General features: G+C 36.5%; 11 protein-coding genes. 9 read left to right on the top strand and 2 right to left on the bottom strand.

What is annotated here, in order from left to right; all coding sequences use genetic code 11:
* The first annotated feature begins 89 nt into the window (after window positions 1-89).
* The 6 genes from BU038_RS01725 to BU038_RS01700 all read left to right on the top strand — a co-directional run bounded on the left by BU038_RS01725 (window position 90) and on the right by BU038_RS01700 (window position 13504).
* Window positions 90-7034 (top strand): lectin-like domain-containing protein, encoded by a 6945-nt coding sequence (locus BU038_RS01725; protein WP_107604530.1) that lies wholly within the window; start codon window positions 90-92, stop codon window positions 7032-7034.
* Between the two features lie 259 nt (window positions 7035-7293).
* Window positions 7294-7680, top strand: a complete 387-nt coding sequence (gene ygs, locus BU038_RS01720) for a S1 domain-containing post-transcriptional regulator Ygs (protein WP_107604529.1) — start codon at window positions 7294-7296, stop codon at window positions 7678-7680.
* A 153-nt stretch (window positions 7681-7833) separates the two neighbouring features.
* Window positions 7834-8961, top strand: a complete 1128-nt coding sequence (locus tag BU038_RS01715) for an NADH-dependent flavin oxidoreductase (protein ID WP_107604528.1) — start codon at window positions 7834-7836, stop codon at window positions 8959-8961.
* Window positions 8962-9224: 263 nt separating this feature from the next.
* Entirely contained in the window at window positions 9225-10769 is a 1545-nt protein-coding gene (pruA, locus tag BU038_RS01710) for an L-glutamate gamma-semialdehyde dehydrogenase (RefSeq protein ID WP_002481864.1), read from the top strand.
* A gap of 190 nt (window positions 10770-10959) precedes the next feature.
* The gene (locus BU038_RS01705) at window positions 10960-12150 is read left to right on the top strand and encodes an ornithine--oxo-acid transaminase (RefSeq protein WP_107604527.1); all 1191 of its coding nucleotides are present in this window, start codon (window positions 10960-10962) and stop codon (window positions 12148-12150) included.
* Window positions 12151-12259: 109 nt separating this feature from the next.
* Entirely contained in the window at window positions 12260-13504 is a 1245-nt protein-coding gene (locus BU038_RS01700; RefSeq protein ID WP_002481866.1) for a Glu/Leu/Phe/Val family dehydrogenase, read from the top strand.
* Between the two features lie 130 nt (window positions 13505-13634).
* Here BU038_RS01700 and argH read toward each other — a convergent pair whose 3' ends face one another.
* Together argH and BU038_RS01690 are read right to left on the bottom strand one after the other, a co-directional pair.
* A complete protein-coding gene (argH, locus tag BU038_RS01695; protein WP_107604526.1) occupies window positions 13635-15008 on the bottom strand; it encodes an argininosuccinate lyase in 1374 nt (457 codons plus the stop codon).
* Window positions 15001-16203: an argininosuccinate synthase gene (locus BU038_RS01690; RefSeq protein WP_002481868.1), complete on the bottom strand. Its 1203-nt coding sequence runs from the start codon at window positions 16201-16203 to the stop codon at window positions 15001-15003. The genes argH and BU038_RS01690 overlap by 8 nt, the downstream gene beginning before the upstream one ends.
* A 333-nt stretch (window positions 16204-16536) precedes the next feature.
* Between BU038_RS01690 and BU038_RS01685 the strand changes: the two genes are divergently transcribed.
* From BU038_RS01685 to lepB, 3 genes are all read left to right on the top strand, one after another.
* Window positions 16537-17868: a glucose-6-phosphate isomerase gene (locus tag BU038_RS01685; RefSeq protein WP_002481869.1), complete on the top strand. Its 1332-nt coding sequence runs from the start codon at window positions 16537-16539 to the stop codon at window positions 17866-17868.
* A gap of 127 nt (window positions 17869-17995) precedes the next feature.
* Window positions 17996-18559 carry a TVP38/TMEM64 family protein gene (locus tag BU038_RS01680; RefSeq protein WP_107604525.1) on the top strand — a complete coding sequence of 188 codons (564 nt, stop codon included), beginning with the start codon at window positions 17996-17998 and terminating at the stop codon, window positions 18557-18559.
* 15 nt (window positions 18560-18574) lie between these two features.
* On the top strand, window positions 18575-19099 hold the full coding sequence (gene lepB / locus BU038_RS01675) for a signal peptidase I (RefSeq protein ID WP_107604524.1): 525 nt from the start codon (window positions 18575-18577) through the stop codon (window positions 19097-19099).
* Window positions 19100-19112 lie beyond the last annotated feature (13 nt).

Here is a 19112-nt window from a genome sequence, read left to right as displayed (position 1 = left end):
AAAACATAAAATTTATATAATATACAATTGGGCAACACAATATTATAATAAAAGTGTAGTAGAAATATACTAGTATCGGAGGACATCATATGAAAAAATTGGACTTTTTGCCTAACTTAAGAAATAGATACTCTATTAGAAGATTTACTGTAGGTACAGCATCTATTCTAATCGGATCTCTATTATTCTTAGGTCATAGCGGCGAAGCCAAAGCAGCAGAGAATATAAACGATAACAATACAGTTGTAGAGGCTTCTAATGATAGTAGTTCGACACAACAAGCACCCGTGGAAAACAACAAAACGTCACTTGAAAAAACAAAAGAAACACCTTCTACTGAAGCTGAACCAGTGAAATCAGAAGCAACTGTTGAGAAAGCATCAGAACCTGTTACTGAAAATAAAAAAGAAGCTACTGAATCAGTAGTCACTCCTGCAACTGAGCCAGCAGTGGAAAAAGCGGTTGAAACAGTAACTGAAACACCTTTATTGTCTCCAGAACAAAAAGTTGAAAAAGTCAAAGCAGACTTGAGTAATGACTATGACAGCGCTAAAGTGGATGCAGTTCTAGCAGTTATTGACACAACTGACTTAACTCCAGAACAATTAAAATCAGAAGTACTAAGACTCTTACTTGAAGAAGCATCAGCTCAAAAAGATTTATTTAGCCCTCAAGCAACTTTACCTAGAACAGGTGAAGAAGCTTCAGGTTATTCAACAAGAGCATTTGACCTGGAAGAAGTTGCAAGCCAAGAAATTGTTGTAACTAAAGAAAATTTTGATGAATATTTTAAAATGTTAAAAGATGCAACTTATGATTCTCAAAACGGTGTTGTAACATTAACGACTAATGAAGCGAACAAAAGTGGAGCTATGTCTTTAGATGTTAAACTAAATTTAACTAAAGATTTCAGCTTTTCTGGAGCGGTTAATCTTGGTGATAAATATGAAGGTCATCCAAAAGATGGGGTAACCGGTGGAGAAGGTCTAGCGATTACATTCAACCCAGGCAAGACTGATACCATTGGGCTAACAGGCCAAGGGTTTGGTATTGGTGGCGAATCATTTAGTTTTGGTTTTAAATTAGACACATTTGTTAACATGACTAATGATGATGTAAACAAAGCATATTCGGATATTAATATATTTGAGAATAAAGGTGCATTTGGCTCATTTATTTACACTACAGATACAGGTCAAGTTAATACTGTATTATTAACTACAAATGGTACAGGAGATGCGGCTTTATTAAAAGAACAACCAAATAATCAATTAGTACCTTTTAAATTTAATTATAATGGTACAACTAAAGTGATGACAATTACGTATGGTACTCAAACATGGACTCAAAACATGACAGACTATATTAATTATTCACATAAAGATTCATTTGCTTTTTCAATTGTAGCTTCAACTACAGATCATTATAATTTACAACAAGTCAAATTAGATGAGTTCAGATTTACAGCATCAGCTATATTAGATGAATACTTTATAGACGATGATACTGAAGAAGCAATCGATAAACCTCTTCGCTCTGCGGGAGATGTTAAAGAAACAATTACATTAAAAGATCACACTGAATATTTAGCTGAGAAAGGTTATGAATTTGGTGATATAAAAGTTAGAAATGATAATAATGCAAATGGTTTCGACGAAGGCGCTGGAACTGTCACTTTAGAAAATGATGCGCAACAACTTGTGTATACAGTTGTTGATATTCAAGCTCCTAAAATTGCAGACGTTACAGATGTTACTACAAATGTTTCAGAAGCTATTGCACCTATCGCTTTAGATATTACCGATAATAGTGGACACTTTGACACAATAACAGTTACAGGTTTACCAACTGGTTTATCATTTAATGAAACAACAAAACAAATTACAGGTACCCCAACAACACCTGGAGATGCAACTGTTGAAGTAACAGCAACAGATATGGCTGGAAATACAACTACTAAAACATTTAAAATTTCTGTAGCAGGTGCTCAAGCGCCTACAATCACACCAATCAATGCACAAACAGGAGAAGCTTATACACCAATTACTCCAATCGCTGTAAATGTTGAAGGAGATTTAAACCCAGCTCCTACTGTAACAGTAACGGGTCTACCAGCAGGTTTATCATTTGATGCGGCAACAAAACAAATTACAGGTACACCTACAGCTGAAGGAACATTTAATGTCACTGTAACTGCAAAACAAGAAAAGAGCGAACCAGGTACTTCTACATTTAGTATTACTGTGCAACCTAATGCTGCACTTAAAGAATTGAAAGCAGCAGTAGCAGATGCAGCTACTGTAAATAAAGATAGTTATACACCAAAAAGTGTTGAAGCATATGAAGCAAAAGTAACAGCGGGTGACACATTAGCAGGTCAACCTGAAAATGGTTCAAATGCACAATTTACTGATGCATCAAAAGCTATTAAAGATGCTAAAAATGCATTAGTTCCAAGAGCAGATAAAGCAGGGTTGAATCAATCTATTACAACAGCAGAAGCGCTTCAACCTTTAGAAGCTGGAGATCCTGAAGATGATGCGCTTAAAACAGCTTTAGCAACTGCTAAAACTGTTCAAGGTGATTTAAATGCAGATCAACCTGCAGTTAATAAAGCAAAAACTGATTTAGATAATGCGATAGCAGTCAAAAATTCACAAGATGAAACAGATAAAGAAGACGCTTTAGAGGAATTAAGACAAACATTAGAGTATGCTGAAGCTTTAAATCCAACTCTTTATACAACAAGTAGTAATAAAGCGTTAGCTGAAGCTGTGACAAATGCTAAAACTATTTTAGGTTCACCAGGTTCTAAAACAATTGCTGAGATTAAAGCAGCTACAAATGCATTAGAGGATGCACAAGAAGTATTAGTTCCTCAAGCAGATAAAACAACACTTAAAACAGCAATTAATACAGCTAATGGTTATAACAATTTAAATCCAAATAATCCTGTAGATAAAACATTACAAGATAAATTAGCAGCAGCAAATGCGGTTGATGCGAATGGTGATGCAACAGCTGATCAAGTTAAAACAGCTACAGATGATTTGAATAATGCGATTACAGCTAAAAAAGCTCAAGATGATCAAATTGCTAAAGATGCAGCGGCTAAAAAAGCAGCACTTGATGCATTAAATAATGAATTGAAAAAAGTTCAAGGTTTAGACAAAGCAACTTATACACCAAACACTGTAACACCATTAACTGAAAAACAAACAGCAGCACAAGCCATTGCAGATGCACCAGATACTAAAACAACTGAAGAAATCAATGCCGCAACAAAAGCATTGAAAGATGCTCAAGATGCTTTAGTTCCAAAAGCTAATAAAGCTGATTTAAATAATTCAGTTAAAACAGCTGAAACATTACCATTAAATCCAGCTGATACTGAAGACAAAGCTGTTCAAGATGCATTAGATAAAGCGAAAACAGTTCAAGCTGATGACAACGCAACACAAGATGCGGTAAATACAGCTCAAACTAATTTGGATAATGCAGTGAATACTAAAAAAGACCAAGATGCTAAAGATGCTCAAGATGCAGCCGCAAAACAAGCAGCACTTGATGCATTAAATGATGAATTGAATAAAGTTAAAGCTTTAGATAAAGCAACGTTCACACCAGATACAGTAACACCATTAACTGAAAAACAAACAGCAGCACAAGCTATTGCAGATGCACCGGATACTAAAACAACTGAAGAAATCATTAATGCGACAAAAGCATTGAAAGACGCCAAAGATGCTTTAGTGCCAAAAGCAGACAAAACTGATTTACAAAAAGCGCTTGATACTGCAACTGCTATTACTGGTTTAGAACCAACTGATAAAGAGGACAAAGCTGTTCAAGATGCTATCAATGCTGCACAAACAGTCAATAAAGATGACAATGCAACACCACAACAAGTGGCAGATGCAACAAAAGCTATCAATGATGCAGTTGCTGCAAAAGTACATCAAGATGCTTTAGATGAATTACAAAAAGCAATTGATGATGCTAAAACAGTTAAGAAAGATGACTATAAACCAAACACAGTTACACCATTTGATGCAGCAGTCACAGCGGGTGAAACTACTAAAGATGACGCAACTAAATCAGTTGAAGAAATCAAAGCAGCAACAAAAGCAATCACTGATGCTCAAAATAAACTTGAACTTAAAGCAAATAAAGAAGAGTTGAACAAAGTTGTTAAAACTACAGAAGCTTTAGAGCTTAACCCAGCTGATAAAGAAGACAAAGCCGTTCAAGATGCATTAAATACTGCTAAAGAAGTTCAAGCAGATCAAAACGCATCACAAGAAACAGTCGATAAAGCTAAAACTGATCTTGAAAATGCAGTAAATGCTAAAACAACTCAAGATAAAGTAGACGCCTTCAACAAAGCGCTTGACGCATTGAAAGCAGAACTTGAAAAAGTCAAAACTATCGATAAAGACTTCTACACTCCTAATAGTGTTAAACCAGTTAATGATGCTGAAACAGCAGGTCAAACTATTGTGAATAATTCTACTGGTAAAACAGTTGAAGAAATCAATAAAGCAACACAAGACTTGAAAGAAGCTCAAAAACACTTAGTAGAAAAAGCTGACAAAGTTGAACTTGATAAAGTCATCGACACAGCAGAAAATACTGACTTGAACGTTAACGATAAAGAAGATAAAGCAGTCAAAGACGCTTTAGAAAAAGCTATCACAGTTCAAGAAGACTATAATGCTACACAAGAAGAAGTGGACAAAGCACAATCTGACTTAGCTAAAGCGCTTGAAACTAAAGCGACTCAAGATAAAGCAGATCAAGTAAACGCTGCATTAGAAGTGTTGAAAAAAGAACTTGAAAAAGTAGCTTCAATTGATAAATATGCTTATACTCCAAACAGCGTAGAGCCATTAACTAAAGCTGAAACAGCAGGTCAAACTATTGTAAATAATTCTACTGATAAAACAGTTGAAGAAATCAATAAAGCAACACAAGACTTGAAAGAAGCGCAAAAACACTTAGTAGAAAAAGCTGACAAAGTTGAACTTGATAAAGTCATCGACACAGCAGAAAATACTGACTTGAACGTTAACGATAAAGAAGATAAAGCAGTCAAAGACGCTTTAGACAAAGCTATCACAGTTCAAGAAGACTTTAACGCAACACAAGAAGAAGTGGATAAAGCACAATCTGACTTAGCTAAAGCGCTTGAAACTAAAGCGACTCAAGATAAAGCAGATCAAGTAAACGCTGCATTAGAAGTGTTGAAAAAAGAACTTGAAAAAGTAGCTTCAATTGACAAATATGCTTATACTCCAAACAGCGTAGAGCCATTAACTAAAGCTGAAACAGCAGGTCAAACTATTGTGAATAATTCTACTGATAAAACAGTTGAAGAAATCAATAAAGCAACACAAGACTTGAAAGAAGCTCAAAAACACTTAGTAGAAAAAGCTGACAAAGTTGAACTTGATAAAGTCATCGACACAGCAGAAAATACTGACTTGAACGTTAACGATAAAGAAGATAAAGCAGTTAAAGATGCTTTAGACAAAGCTATCACAGTTCAAGAAGACTTCAACGCAACACAAGAAGAAGTAGATAAAGCACAATCTGATTTAGCTAAAGCACTTGAAAATAAAGCTGCACAAGACAAAGCTGATCAAGAAAAAGTACAAGCATTCAATAAAGCACTTGAAGCATTGAAAGCACAACTTGCAAAATCAAGAACAGTGGTTAAAGATAACTTCACTCCGAACAGTGTTGCTCCATTCGAAGAAGCACAAGCGGTAGCTCAAGGTATCGTGAACAATCCAGAATCAGTAACAGTAGAACAAGTTGTGAAAGCAACTGAAGTGTTGAAATCAACACAATCAAGTTTAGTTTCAAAAGCAGATAAATCAGAACTTGAAAAAGTGATTAAAACTGCTGAAGGCTTAGACTTGAATGTAACTGATAAGAAAGACAAAGCAGTGAAAGATGCGTTAGATACAGCTGTGACAGTTCAAAAAGATCAAAACGTAACTCAAGAGTCTGTGAATAAAGCAACTTCTGAATTAGAAAAAGCCATCCAAAATAAAGTGGCTCAAGATAAAGTCGATGCGTTCAACAAAGCGTTAGAAGCATTGAAAGCACAACTTGCAAAATCAAGAACAGTGGTGAAAGATAACTTCACACCAAACAGTGTTGTTCCATTCGAAGAAGCACAAGCGGTAGCCCAAGGTATCGTGAACAACCCAGAATCAGTAACAGTAGAACAAGTTGTGAAAGCAACTGAAGTGTTGAAATCAACACAATCAAGCTTAATCACAAAAGCAGATAAAACAGAACTTGAAAAAATGATCAAAACTGCCGAAGACTTAGACTTGAACGTAACTGATAAAGAAGACAAAGCAGTGAAAGATGCGTTAGATACAGCGGTAACTGTTGAAGCAGATCAAAATGCGACTCAAGAATCTGTGGACAAAGCACAATCTGATTTAGCTAAAGCACTTGAAACTAAAGCTGCTCAAGATAAAGCAGATGCAGTTGCGAAAGCCAAAGCAGATGCGTTAGCTGAACTTGAAAAAGCATTAGATGAAGCTAAAGCCGTTGATAAATCTAAATACACTACTGAATCTGTTGAAAAATTAGATGAAGCAGTTGTAGATGGAAAAGTCATTGTTGAAAAAGTAGATAATGTTTCTGTCCAAGCTATTAAAGAGGCAACTAAAGCTGTTGAAACTGCATTAAATGGTTTAGAAAAAGTTAAAGCTCCTGCGAAAGAAACAGGAAAAACAACTGAACCTAAATCAGAAACAGTTAAAACTGATGTGAAATCTGATGCGAAAGCACAAGATAAACAAACATCTAAAGCTACAAAAGTTACAAAAGCTGGCGAAAATAAAGCTAAAGCTGGCAAAGCAGGCAAAAACAAAGCGAAAGCATTACCAGAAACAGGTCAAGATGTATCATCTATTGACCCACAATACGCTTCATTAATGTTTGCGATTGGTGGTTTAATGATGTTCTTCAGAAAACGTAAAAATGAAGACAAAGATAACACTGAAAAATAAGCGTTCTTTCAAAAGAACATTTAAATAAGTAAGTGTTGCACCTCTATTATAGATTTGATATCGGTAGTAGAGGTGCTTTTATGTTTTTAGAAGTGAGTTGTTGCGGTTTAAAGATATTGATTTATCATATTCATTACGTTGAAATTTGCGCTATAAATCAAAAAATTCGAAAATATCATACCGTTACGGTTAGTGAGCCTCTTTATTTTATGCTATGATGTTATTGTTAGAAATAATACGAAATTAAGGGGTTATTAAGTTGAATAATCACTATAAATCAGGACAACACGTAAAAGTGAAAGTGACTGGTATTCAACCTTATGGCGCATTTGTAGAAACCCCTGACAACACGGAAGGACTCATTCATATATCAGAAATCATGAATGATTATGTCCATAATTTAAATCGGTTCTTATCTGAAGGACAAATTGTCAGAGCCAAGATATTGTCTATAGATGAAGAAGGTAAACTCAATTTGTCATTAAAGGATAATGACTATTTTAAAAATTATGAACGTAAGAAAGAGAAAAAATCTGTTTTGGATGAGATCAAAGAAAATGAAAAATACGGGTTTCAAACATTAGAAGAACGTTTACCGGTTTGGATTGCGCAGTCTAAGAGAATGATTAGAGAAAATAAACTCTAATCTCATATAAAGGTCAATATACGACATGATAAGCATGTGGTATGTTGGCCTTTTATTTATTTTATCTTCAAAACAATTTGAGCGATTCTTTTTTAATTTATTTATAGGTGCTTTAAAATGAATGCACAAAGTTAAATTAGGAGGCACGTAAAGATGGATAAAAAATATGAGCCATTGTTTGAATCATATACTTTGCCAAATGGTGTAGAAATCAGAAATCGTTTTGTGCTTGCACCTCTGACGCATGTATCTTCAAATGAAGATGGCACAATCTCAGATGACGAGCTTAAGCATATGGAGTTACGCTCTAAAGATGTAGGCATCAGTGTCAGTGCTGCGAGTAATGTGACAGATATTGGTAAAGGTTTCCCAGGTCAGCCTTCAGTAGCGCATGACTCAGATATTGAAGGATTAAAAAAATTAGCAGATGTTATGAAGAAAAATGGTGCGAAAGCACTTGTACAAATACATCATGCCGGTGCACAATCCTTACCTAACTTAACACCAGAAGGAGATGTAGTTGCGCCAAGTCCAATTTCATTGAAGAGTTTTGGTCAACAAGAAGAACATCATGCTCGTGAGATGACACCTGATGAAATAGAAGATACAATTAAAGCTTTCGGTGAAGCCACACGTCGTGTCATTGAAGCTGGCTTTGATGGTGTAGAAATCCATGGCGCGAACCATTATTTAATTCACCAATTCGTTTCACGTCACTATAACCGTCGTCAAGACGAATGGAGTAAACCGTATAAATATCCACTTGAAGTAGTAGATGAAGTATTGGACACAGTTCGTAAATTCGCAGATAAAGACTTTATTGTAGGTTATCGTTTTTCACCTGAAGATCCAGAAGAAGACGGTATTAAAATGGAACAAACTAAAGAACTTTTAGGTTACTTATCTAGCAGACCATTAGATTATCTTCATGCTTCTCTTATGGATATCCACTCTGAGACTAGGGGAGGCACTTATGAAGGTAAAACGCGTATTGCGCTTATTCGTGAATGGATTGATGATAAAATCCCACTAGTAGGTATCGGTTCAATCTTTAACGCTGATGAGGCGCTAGATGCTTTAAATACAGGTGTACAGTTTATTGCGCTAGGTCGAGAAATCTTATTAGACGCTCACTTTATTGAGAAGATTAAAGAAGGACGTACAGAAGATATTATTTCTTACTTTGATCCGACTCGTGAAGATAATCATAACTTGCCGCCAAACTTATGGAAACAATTTGATAATGGTTTCTATCCTCTGCCTAAAAAAGGTGAACATTAATCGGCTTGGCATTGAAATTAAATCATTTAAAAACAATATGTTGATGTTGTATAAAGACTGCACGTATTTGAACGTGTGGTCTTTTTTAAATTTTTGTGTAGAATCTTCTTTTTCCTGTCGTGACAGTCTTGCGCAATCACACTATTTTAAATTTTCGTAATTTTAAGCATTTTTCCTTTTACATCATAGGAGTTTTATGTAATTATTAGAAATGTAAGGGCTTTCTTATACCATTTTTAATATTAAACAAAGGGGGATTAAAAATGATTCCGTACAAACATGAACCATTTACAGATTTCCAAAAAGCAGAGAACAGAGAGGCTTATGAAAAAGCACTCAAAAAAGTCGAAGAAGACTTAGGTAAAGAGTATCCGCTCATTATTAATGGTGAACGTATCTATACAGACGATAAAGTAAGATCATTCAACCCGTCAAATAGAGAAGAGACAATCGGTTATGTCTCAAAGGCGAATAAAGAATTAGCGGAAAAAGCATTAGAAGCGGCGAAAGAAGCGTTTAAAACATGGCGCACAGTAGCACCTGAAGTAAGGGCAGACATTTTATTCAGAGCTGCTGCGATTACGCGTCGCCGTAAACATGAATTTTCAGCATTGCTTACAAAAGAAGGCGGTAAGCCTTGGAAAGAAGCGGATGCTGATACTGCAGAAGCTATTGACTTCATGGAATACTATGGGCGTCAAATGTTAGAGCTGAAAGACGGTAAACCTGTTAATTCTCGTCCAGGAGAATATAACCAATTTGATTATTTACCAATCGGGGTTTCTGTCGTTATCTCTCCATGGAACTTTGCGTATGCGATTATGGCAGGAACAACAGTAGCACCTGTTGTAACAGGTAATACAGTATTATTAAAACCATCATCAAATACACCGGTTATTTCATACAAATTTATGGAAGTATTAGAAGAAGCAGGACTTCCAAAAGGGGTAGTGAACTGGATTCCTGGTGATTCTAGTGATATCGGTGACTTCTTAGTAGAAAACAAAGATGTCGGCTTAATTTCATTTACTGGTTCTAAAAATGTCGGTACAAGCATTATGCAGAAAGCGTCTAAAATCCAAGAAGGTCAAAACCATTTAAAACGTGTCATTGCAGAAATGGGCGGTAAAGATACAATTGTGGTTGATAGTGAAGCGGATTTAGATGTGGCGACTGATGCGATTGTTTACTCAGCATTCGGTTTCTCTGGACAAAAATGTTCAGCATGTTCACGTGTTATCGCAGTAGAAGATATTTACGATGACTTATTAGAACGTGTTCAAAAAGCAACTGAAGCTTTAACGGTCGGAGATGCTTCAGATTATAATAACTTTATGGGACCAGTTATCGATGAGAAAGCATTGAAGAAAATCAAAAGTTACTTGAAAGTCGGTGAAGATGAAGGTCGTTTAGTAACTGGCGGTAAAGTTGATGATGAAGTCGGAAACTTTGTATATCCGACAGTATTTGCAGACTTAGCTTATGATAGTCGCGTGATGCAAGAAGAAATTTTCGGACCTGTTGTTGGTTTCAGTAAAGCGAAAGACTTCGATCAAGCGATTGAATATGCGAACGCAACTGAATACGGCTTAACAGGTGCAGTTATTTCGAATAACCGCTTCAAACTCGAACAAGCACGCCGCGACTTTATGGTCGGCAACCTTTACTTCAACCGTGGTTGCACAGGTGCGGTTGTCGGATACCAACCATTCGGCGGCTTCAAAATGTCAGGTACAGACTCTAAAGCAGGTGGCCCAGACTATCTAGTGCTTCACCTACAAGGTCGTACAGTTTCTGAACACTTATAAGCGAAAACAATATAACCAATTTGAAACATGATGGAAGTAAGCAATACAAATCACATTATAGCTCTCATCGCAGATTGCGATACCTATAATGTGATTTTTTTCAAAATTATTTTAACGTATTGAAAATATACAATGGAGTGACATTCTATAAGAAAAATAAAAACAAAGTAATATAGAGGAGGAATCATTTATGACAAGAACAGAAGATATTATCAAAAAAACAGAACACTACGGGGCGCGCAACTATACGCCACTTCCAATTGTCATTTCTGAGGCAGACGGTATTTGGGTAACAGATCCAGAAGGTAACAAATATATGGACATGTTAGCTGCGTATTCAGCAGTCAACCAAGGCCACCGTCATCCTAAAATTATTCAAGCGCTGAAAGATCAAGCGGATAAAGTGACACTCGTTTCTCGTGCATTCAATAGTGATAATTTAGGGGATTGGTACGAAAAAGTCAGCGAATTAACTGGAAAAGAAAAAATCTTACCAATGAATACAGGTGCAGAAGCGGTTGAAACAGCGGTTAAAGCCGCACGTCGTTGGTCTTATGAAGTTAAAGGCATTGACCCAGATAAAGCTGAAATCATCGCGTTTAATGGCAACTTCCATGGACGTACGATGGCGCCGGTATCATTGTCTTCTGAAGCGGAATATCAACGAGGCTATGGTCCTTTACTAGAAGGGTTCAAAAAAGTAGATTTCGGAGATGTCGATGCATTAAAAGCAGCAATCAATGAAAATACAGCTGCGATTTTAGTAGAACCGATTCAAGGTGAAGCGGGTATTAATGTGCCGCCTGAAGGTTATATGAAGGCGATTCGTGAACTTGCGGATGAGCACAATGTTTTATTTATCGCAGATGAAATTCAATCTGGTTTAGGACGTTCAGGTAAAATGTTTGCGACGGACTGGGACGATGTAAAACCAGATGTGTACATCTTAGGTAAAGCACTTGGCGGCGGTGTGCTGCCGATTTCAGCAGTAGCAGCGGATCACGAAGTATTAGATGTCTTCACACCAGGTTCACATGGTTCTACATTCGGTGGTAATCCATTAGCTGCAGCAGTCTCTATTGCGGCGCTAGATGTTTTAGTAGATGAAAAGCTTGCTGAACGTTCAAGAGAACTTGGTGACTATTTCCAAGAGGAATTAAGAAAAATTGATCATCCAGCAATTAAAGAAGTACGTGGACGTGGCTTATTCATCGGTTTAGAACTGAACGAGAATGCGAGACCATACGCGGAAGCATTAAAAGAGCAGGGATTATTGTGCAAAGAAACACACGAAACAGTTATCCGATTTGCGCCGCCATTGATTATTTCTAAGGAAGAAATTGATGACGCATTAGACAGAATTAAGAAGGTTTTCAGCTGAGTTCAAAAAGTTGTAACAAAAGGAATGAAAACCCTTTAAAAAGGTAGCGCTTATGTTACAATACAAATGAAAGCGAAATCATTGTTAGGAAAAAGAGGCGAGAAGGATTATGACTGAGAACAATAATTTAGTGGCATCGACACAACAAATTATCAAAGAAGCTTTGCATAAATTAGGTTTTGATGACGGTATGTATGATTTAGTGAAAGAACCTTTAAGATTTTTAGAAGTTCGTATTCCAGTAAGAATGGATGACGGTACTGTTAAAACTTTCACTGGCTATCGTGCACAACATAATGACGCAGTCGGACCTACTAAAGGTGGCGTTCGTTTCCATCCGAACGTTAACGTAGATGAAGTAAAAGCATTATCAATGTGGATGACAATGAAGTGCGGTATTGTCGACTTACCATACGGCGGCGGTAAAGGCGGTATCATCTGTGACCCACGTGAAATGAGTATTCATGAAGTAGAACGTTTATCTCGTGGTTATGTACGTGCAATTTCACAAATTGTTGGACCTTCTAAAGATATTCCAGCACCAGACGTAATGACAAACTCACAAATTATGGCTTGGATGATGGATGAGTACAGTGCATTAGATAAATTCAACTCACCTGGATTTATCACTGGTAAACCGATTGTACTTGGCGGTTCTGAAGGACGCGACCGTTCAACAGCATTAGGGGTAGTTATTGCGATTGAACAAGCGGCTAAAATTAAAAACCTTGATTTAAACGGGGCAAGAATTGTAATTCAAGGTTTCGGTAACGCAGGTAGCTTCTTAGCGAAATTCTTATTTGATAAAGGCGCTAAGATTGTCGGTATCTCAGATGCATACGGTGCATTATCTGATCCAGAAGGTTTAGATATCGATTACCTATTAGACCGTAGAGACAGCTTTGGTACAGTAACAAACTTATTCGAAGAAACAATTTCTAACAAAGAACTCTTTGAATTAGATTGCGACATCTTAATTCCAGCTGCAATTGAAAACCAAATTACTAAAGATAACGCGCCAAATATTAAAGCGGATATCTTAGTAGAAGCAGCAAACGGACCTACAACTTTAGAAGCAACACGTATCTTACACGAACGCGGCATCTTATTAGTACCTGACGTACTTGCGAGTGCTGGCGGTGTAACTGTGTCTTACTTCGAGTGGGTTCAAAATAACCAAGGTTACTACTGGACAGAAGATGAAGTAAACGAAAAAATGCGTGATAAATTAATCACAGCATTCAATGATATTTATGAATTAGCACAAAACCGTAAAATTGATATGCGTTTAGCAGCATACATTATCGGTATTAAACGTACTGCAGAAGCAGCACGCTATCGTGGTTGGGCTTAAGTTTACAGCTCATAACGAAATCAAGACCTTATCAGTGAAATCTGATAGGGTCTTTTTTTCGTTAATTTTTAAATTCATAAATAATGAAAAAGCCATTATCTGATGTGTTTCAGATAATGGCTATATAGCATTACAATAAAGCTTTGGCGACTTCAATTTGATGACGTACAGATTCTTGTCCTGTTGAACCATAGCTTTTTCTACGTTTCAAACAGTTTTCAGGTTTTAGATAACTATAAATGGTTTCATCAATAGTAGGTGAGAATTCTTGATATTTTTCAAGTGGCACATCGAGTAAATAACAATCGTGTTGGATACACCAGTAAACGATTTGACCTACAATCGCATGTGCTTCTCTGAATGGAATATCTTTTTCTACTAAATAATCCGCAAGTTCTGTCGCGTTAGAGAAGTCTTTATGCACCGTTTCGTTTAAACGATCTGTATTCACAGTTAGTGTTGCGAGCATGCCTTCAAAGATACGTAGTGATCCTGTGACTGTATGCACCGCATCAAATAAACCTTCTTTATCTTCTTGCATATCTTTATTGTATGCTAATGGCAATCCTTTTAATGTCATTAACATACTGACTAAATGACCTGTCGTACGTCCTGTTTTACCACGAATTAATTCTGCCATATCTGGATTCTTTTTCTGCGGCATGATAGATGAACCTGTTGAAAAGGCATCTGACAACGTAATAAATTTAGCTTCATCTGTTGACCAGAAAATAATTTCTTCAGAAAAACGTGATAAATGAATCATGGCAAGCGAAATCGCGTTAAGTGTTTCTACGATATAATCACGGTCACTGACAGCATCTAAACTATTTTCGTAAAGTGATGCAAAATCTAAAAGTTCTTGTGTTTTTTGACGATCAATCGGATGCGTTGTACCACTTAAAGCGGCAGCGCCTAAAGGATTGATATCGATACGTTTTAATGCATCGTTAAAGCGCGCTTTATCACGCTCTAACATCCAGAAGTAGGTCATGACATGATGTGCAAAAGAAATGGGCTGTGCACGTTGTAAATGCGTATAACCTGGCATGATTGTGTCGACATGTTTATCTGCAAGTGAAACAATCGTATCTTGTAAGGAATGAATCAAGTCAATAATTTCTTTGACTGCTTTCTTTGTATAGAGATGCATGTCTGTTGCGACTTGATCATTACGACTACGGCCAGTGTGCAGTTTACCGCCGACTGGTCCGATACGTTCGATTAATTCATGTTCGATGTTCAAGTGAATATCTTCTAAAGCTTCTGTGAATTCAACTTTACCATCGTGGTAATCTTGTTGGATGTCCTGGAGTCCCTTAATAATGGTTTCGCTTTCTTCAGAAGTAAGGATGCCTTGTTGTGCCAGCATCGTCGCATGTGCAATACTTCCTTGAATATCTTCATCTATTAATAGGTGGTCAAAGTGAATAGAGGCGTTAAAAGCATCTACCCACGCTTCAGGTTCTGCTTGGAAGCGACCGCCCCAGGCTTTTTTACTCATGTGAATAACCTCCATGCAACATAGAATTGACTTCAGTCGGCAAGCCGTAAATTTCAATAAATCCTACTGCTGCTTCTTGGTTGAAGGCATCTTCTTTTGTATATGTCGCAAGCTCTTTGTTGTAAAGAGAATATGGAGATTTTCTGCCATTTACAACCGCATTACCTTTAAATAATTTCACACGTACTTCACCGCTGACATGTTCTTGTGTCGAATCGATGAATGCTTTTAATGAATCAGTTAAAGGTGAGAACCATAAACCATTGTAGGTTTGTTCTGCGAATTGTTTTTCAATCACAGGTTTGAAGTGTGCCACATCTTTTGTCAATGTGATAGTTTCTAAAGCTTTATGTGCTTTAAGAATGACTTCAGCGCCTGGTGTTTCGTAGACTTCACGTGATTTAATACCGACTAATCTGTTTTCAACATGGTCAATACGTCCGATACCATGTTTACCTGCTAAGTCGTTTAAATAAAGAATTAAATCATCTAATGGATATGCTTTTCCATCGACTTCTACTGGAATTCCTTTTTCAAACTTCAAAACGATTTCATCAGGTGTATCTGGTGTATCTTCGATTTCTCGAGTTAAATCAAATGCATCTGCAGGCGGTGCTGCGTAAGGATCTTCTAAAATTCCACATTCGTTAGCACGGCCCCATAAGTTTTGGTCGATAGAGTAAGGAGAGTCATGGTTGATAGGTACTGGAATATTATTTTTGATTGCATAATCAATTTCCTCTTCACGACTCCAACCCCATGAACGTACCGGTGCAAATACTTTCAATTTAGGGTTCAACGCTTTGATGGCTACTTCAAAACGTACTTGGTCGTTACCTTTACCAGTACAGCCATGTGCAATACCTACTGCATCTGTTTTTTCAGCAATTTCAACTAATTTTTTAGAGATTAATGGGCGAGATAATGCTGAAACCACTGGGTATGTGTTTTCATACATTAAATTACCTTTAATTGCATAAGCAACATAGTCATCGCTGAATTCTTTCGTCGCATCAATGATATAGCATTCTACTGCGCCCATATCTAATGCTTTTTGATAAACTTGATCTAAATCTTTTCCTTCGCCGACGTCTAAACAACAAGCAACTACATCGTAACCTTTATCGATCAGCCACTTTACTGCCACACTAGTATCTAATCCGCCTGAATAGGCTAATACGATTTTATCCTTCATAATCTTTACACCTCGTTAGAATAGTTTGAATTTTTTAACATGTTATTATCATAGCAGATTGAAGATGAGAAATAAACCATTATTTTACATAAATATACAAAAAGATGAAATCTCACTCATTTATACCCTGTGACAGCAGGGCTGGTTCCAAATGTATGCAAAATTCATAAAAACTATAGAATGTAAACCACTTAATTTCCTAGCAAAATAGTAAAAAATGACGATTTTTTCACAATTAAGGCGAGTCCTTCAATTTCATAGACAGTTTTATTGATTGTATTATCAGAAATTTAGTAAAATGTGAGTGAAATCAAAAAGCAGGAGGCAGTTCAAATGACACATATTGAGCTAGACTATAGTAAAGCTTTAAAATTCGTTGACGAACACGAATTAACACAACAACAAGAAATCGTAAAAACAATTCATCGCGTTATTCATGAAGGTACAGGCGCAGGCAATGACTTTTTAGGCTGGTTAGATTTACCAGTAGATTATGATAAAGAAGAATTCTCTCGTATCTTAGAAGCAGCTAAACGCATCAAAGAACATTCTGATGTATTAGTTGTCATCGGTATCGGTGGTTCTTATTTAGGTGCGCGTGCTGCGATTGAAATGTTAAGTTCAGCATTCAGAACAAGTGATGAATACCCTGAAATCGTATTTGCGGGTAACCATTTATCATCAACTTACTTACATGATTTAATTGAATACCTTGACGGTAAAGATTATTCAGTCAACGTTATTTCTAAATCAGGTACTACAACTGAACCGGCTGTTGCTTTCAGACTCTTTAAACAGTTATTAGAAGATAAATACGGTAAAGAAGAAGCAAAATCACGTATCTTTGCGACTACAGATAAAGAAAAAGGTGCTTTAAAACAATTAGCAACAAACGAAGGTTACGAAACATTCGTAGTGCCTGATGATGTAGGCGGCCGTTATTCAGTATTAACAGCTGTAGGTTTATTACCGATTGCAGCTGCAGGTATTGATATCCAAGCGATGATGGATGGTGCTGCTAAAGCACGTGAAGAATTGAAATCAGATGATTTATCTGAAAACATCGCATACCAATATGCGACATTACGTAACATCTTATACGCTAAAGGTTATACAACTGAAATGTTGATCAACTACGAACCATCATTACAATACTTCAATGAATGGTGGAAACAATTATACGGCGAATCTGAAGGTAAAGACTTCAAAGGTATCTATCCTTCAAGTGCTAACTACACAACTGACTTGCACTCATTAGGACAATACGTACAAGAAGGCCGTCGTTTCTTATTTGAAACAGTGGTTAAAGTTGAAAATCCTAAATTCGATATTACAATCGAAGAAGATGCAGATGACTTAGATGGCTTGAACTACCTTGCTGGTAAAACAATTGATGAAGTAAATACTAAAGCATTCGAAGGTACATTGCTTGCGCACACTGACGGCGAAGTACCAAACTTAGTTGTTAAAGTACCAAGTATTGACCCAGAAACATTCGGTTATTTAGTATACTTCTTCGAATTAGCTTGTGCGATGAGCGGTTACCAATTAGGCGTTAACCCATTCAACCAACCAGGTGTAGAAGCATATAAACAAAATATGTTCGCATTACTTGGTAAACCAGGTTACGAAGATAAAAAACAAGAATTAGAAGAACGTTTATAATTCTGAAATAAATGTAAGACTCTCATATTGCTGATTAGTAATATGGGAGTTCTTTTTTTAGTTTCAAAATACACCTGTTCCTTATATAATAGTAGTAATCGAAGAAGAGTGAGAGACAGGTGAAGTTATGTCAGCAGATCAAATTGAACAGTGGATGCGAGCAATGGGGGACTATGGGGATTTACTTGGATTCTTATTGCCATTTTTAGAATCGTTTATTCCTATTTTGCCGATGTTTGTATTTGTGTTTGTTAATGTGGATACGTTCGGACTATTTTTAGGGATTATTATCTCGTGGCTCGGCACATTTTTAGGGAGTTTCGTTGTCTTTTTAATCATACGTTATTTTGCGAACTCTAAATTCATGGATAAAGTGAAAGAACGAAAAGAAGTGCAAAAGTTTTTGGGCTTTGTTAATCATCAAGGTGTGACACCTATTTTTATTTTGTTGTGCTTTCCGTTCACTCCTAGTTCTTTAATGAATGTTGTAGCTGGCTTGTCTCAAATGAAACGTCAAACTTTCTTTATTGTATTAGCTGTTTCAAACTTGATTGCGATGGCATTAACAGGTATTTTAGGCAGGGAAATGCATAGCATTTTAGAGAGCCCGATTCGTGTTGTGTTAGTGATTGTGATTTTAGCAGCTCTTTGGGTGGTCAGCAGAAAGTTGGAGCGTCGTTTCATAAAATAACGAAGGAGATAAATAGTGAGAAAAATTGTAAAATATTTGCTTTCCTTGATAATTGCGATTATTATTGTAATGTTGATTCAAGCTTTTATCTTAATCGGTGCAGTGGTACATTCTAATCAGATGTCACCTGCATTGCATCAGGATGATCGTATTTTGGTCAGTAAAGTACAAACAACTTTCAACCAAATACATAATAGTGATATCATCATGTATCGTCATCAAGGACGTATCTATTTTGGACGGGTCATTGGGACACCTGGTGAGTCTGTCGAAATAAAAGCGGGTCAATTGTATCGAGATGACCAACAAGTAAATGAAAGTTATCAGGTACAACATCCTATTCAAACTTTAGCATTACGCAATATTAAACATTCAGAAGGAGATATCTTAGCACCTAAACACTATTTAATATTGAACGATGATCGCTCTGATTTGCGTGATTCGAGAAAGTTCGGAACGATACATCAACAAGATATTATAGGTACGGTGTTCTTAAGATATTATCCATGGCGTGATTTTAAAATTTCATTTAATGAATAATTGAGGTGTTTTT

The organism is Staphylococcus simulans, from assembly GCF_003043455.1.
GTDB lineage: Bacteria > Bacillota > Bacilli > Staphylococcales > Staphylococcaceae > Staphylococcus > Staphylococcus simulans_A.
The sequence above is the reverse complement of the archived record's forward strand: the minus strand, read 5'-3'. Positions and strand labels throughout refer to the sequence as shown.

Excerpts from the sequence above, each read along its gene's own strand:
- BU038_RS01690 (WP_002481868.1), bottom strand. The coding sequence starts at position 16,203 with ATGAAGGATAAAATCGTATTAGCCTATTCAGGCGGATTAGATACTAGT.
- BU038_RS01700 (WP_002481866.1), top strand. The coding sequence starts at position 12,260 with ATGACTGAGAACAATAATTTAGTGGCATCGACACAACAAATTATCAAA.
- BU038_RS01705 (WP_107604527.1), top strand. The coding sequence starts at position 10,960 with ATGACAAGAACAGAAGATATTATCAAAAAAACAGAACACTACGGGGCG.
- pruA (WP_002481864.1), top strand. The coding sequence starts at position 9,225 with ATGATTCCGTACAAACATGAACCATTTACAGATTTCCAAAAAGCAGAG.
- BU038_RS01685 (WP_002481869.1), top strand. The coding sequence starts at position 16,537 with ATGACACATATTGAGCTAGACTATAGTAAAGCTTTAAAATTCGTTGAC.
- BU038_RS01680 (WP_107604525.1), top strand. The coding sequence starts at position 17,996 with ATGTCAGCAGATCAAATTGAACAGTGGATGCGAGCAATGGGGGACTAT.
- BU038_RS01725 (WP_107604530.1), top strand. The coding sequence starts at position 90 with ATGAAAAAATTGGACTTTTTGCCTAACTTAAGAAATAGATACTCTATT.
- BU038_RS01715 (WP_107604528.1), top strand. The coding sequence starts at position 7,834 with ATGGATAAAAAATATGAGCCATTGTTTGAATCATATACTTTGCCAAAT.
- argH (WP_107604526.1), bottom strand. The coding sequence starts at position 15,008 with ATGAGTAAAAAAGCCTGGGGCGGTCGCTTCCAAGCAGAACCTGAAGCG.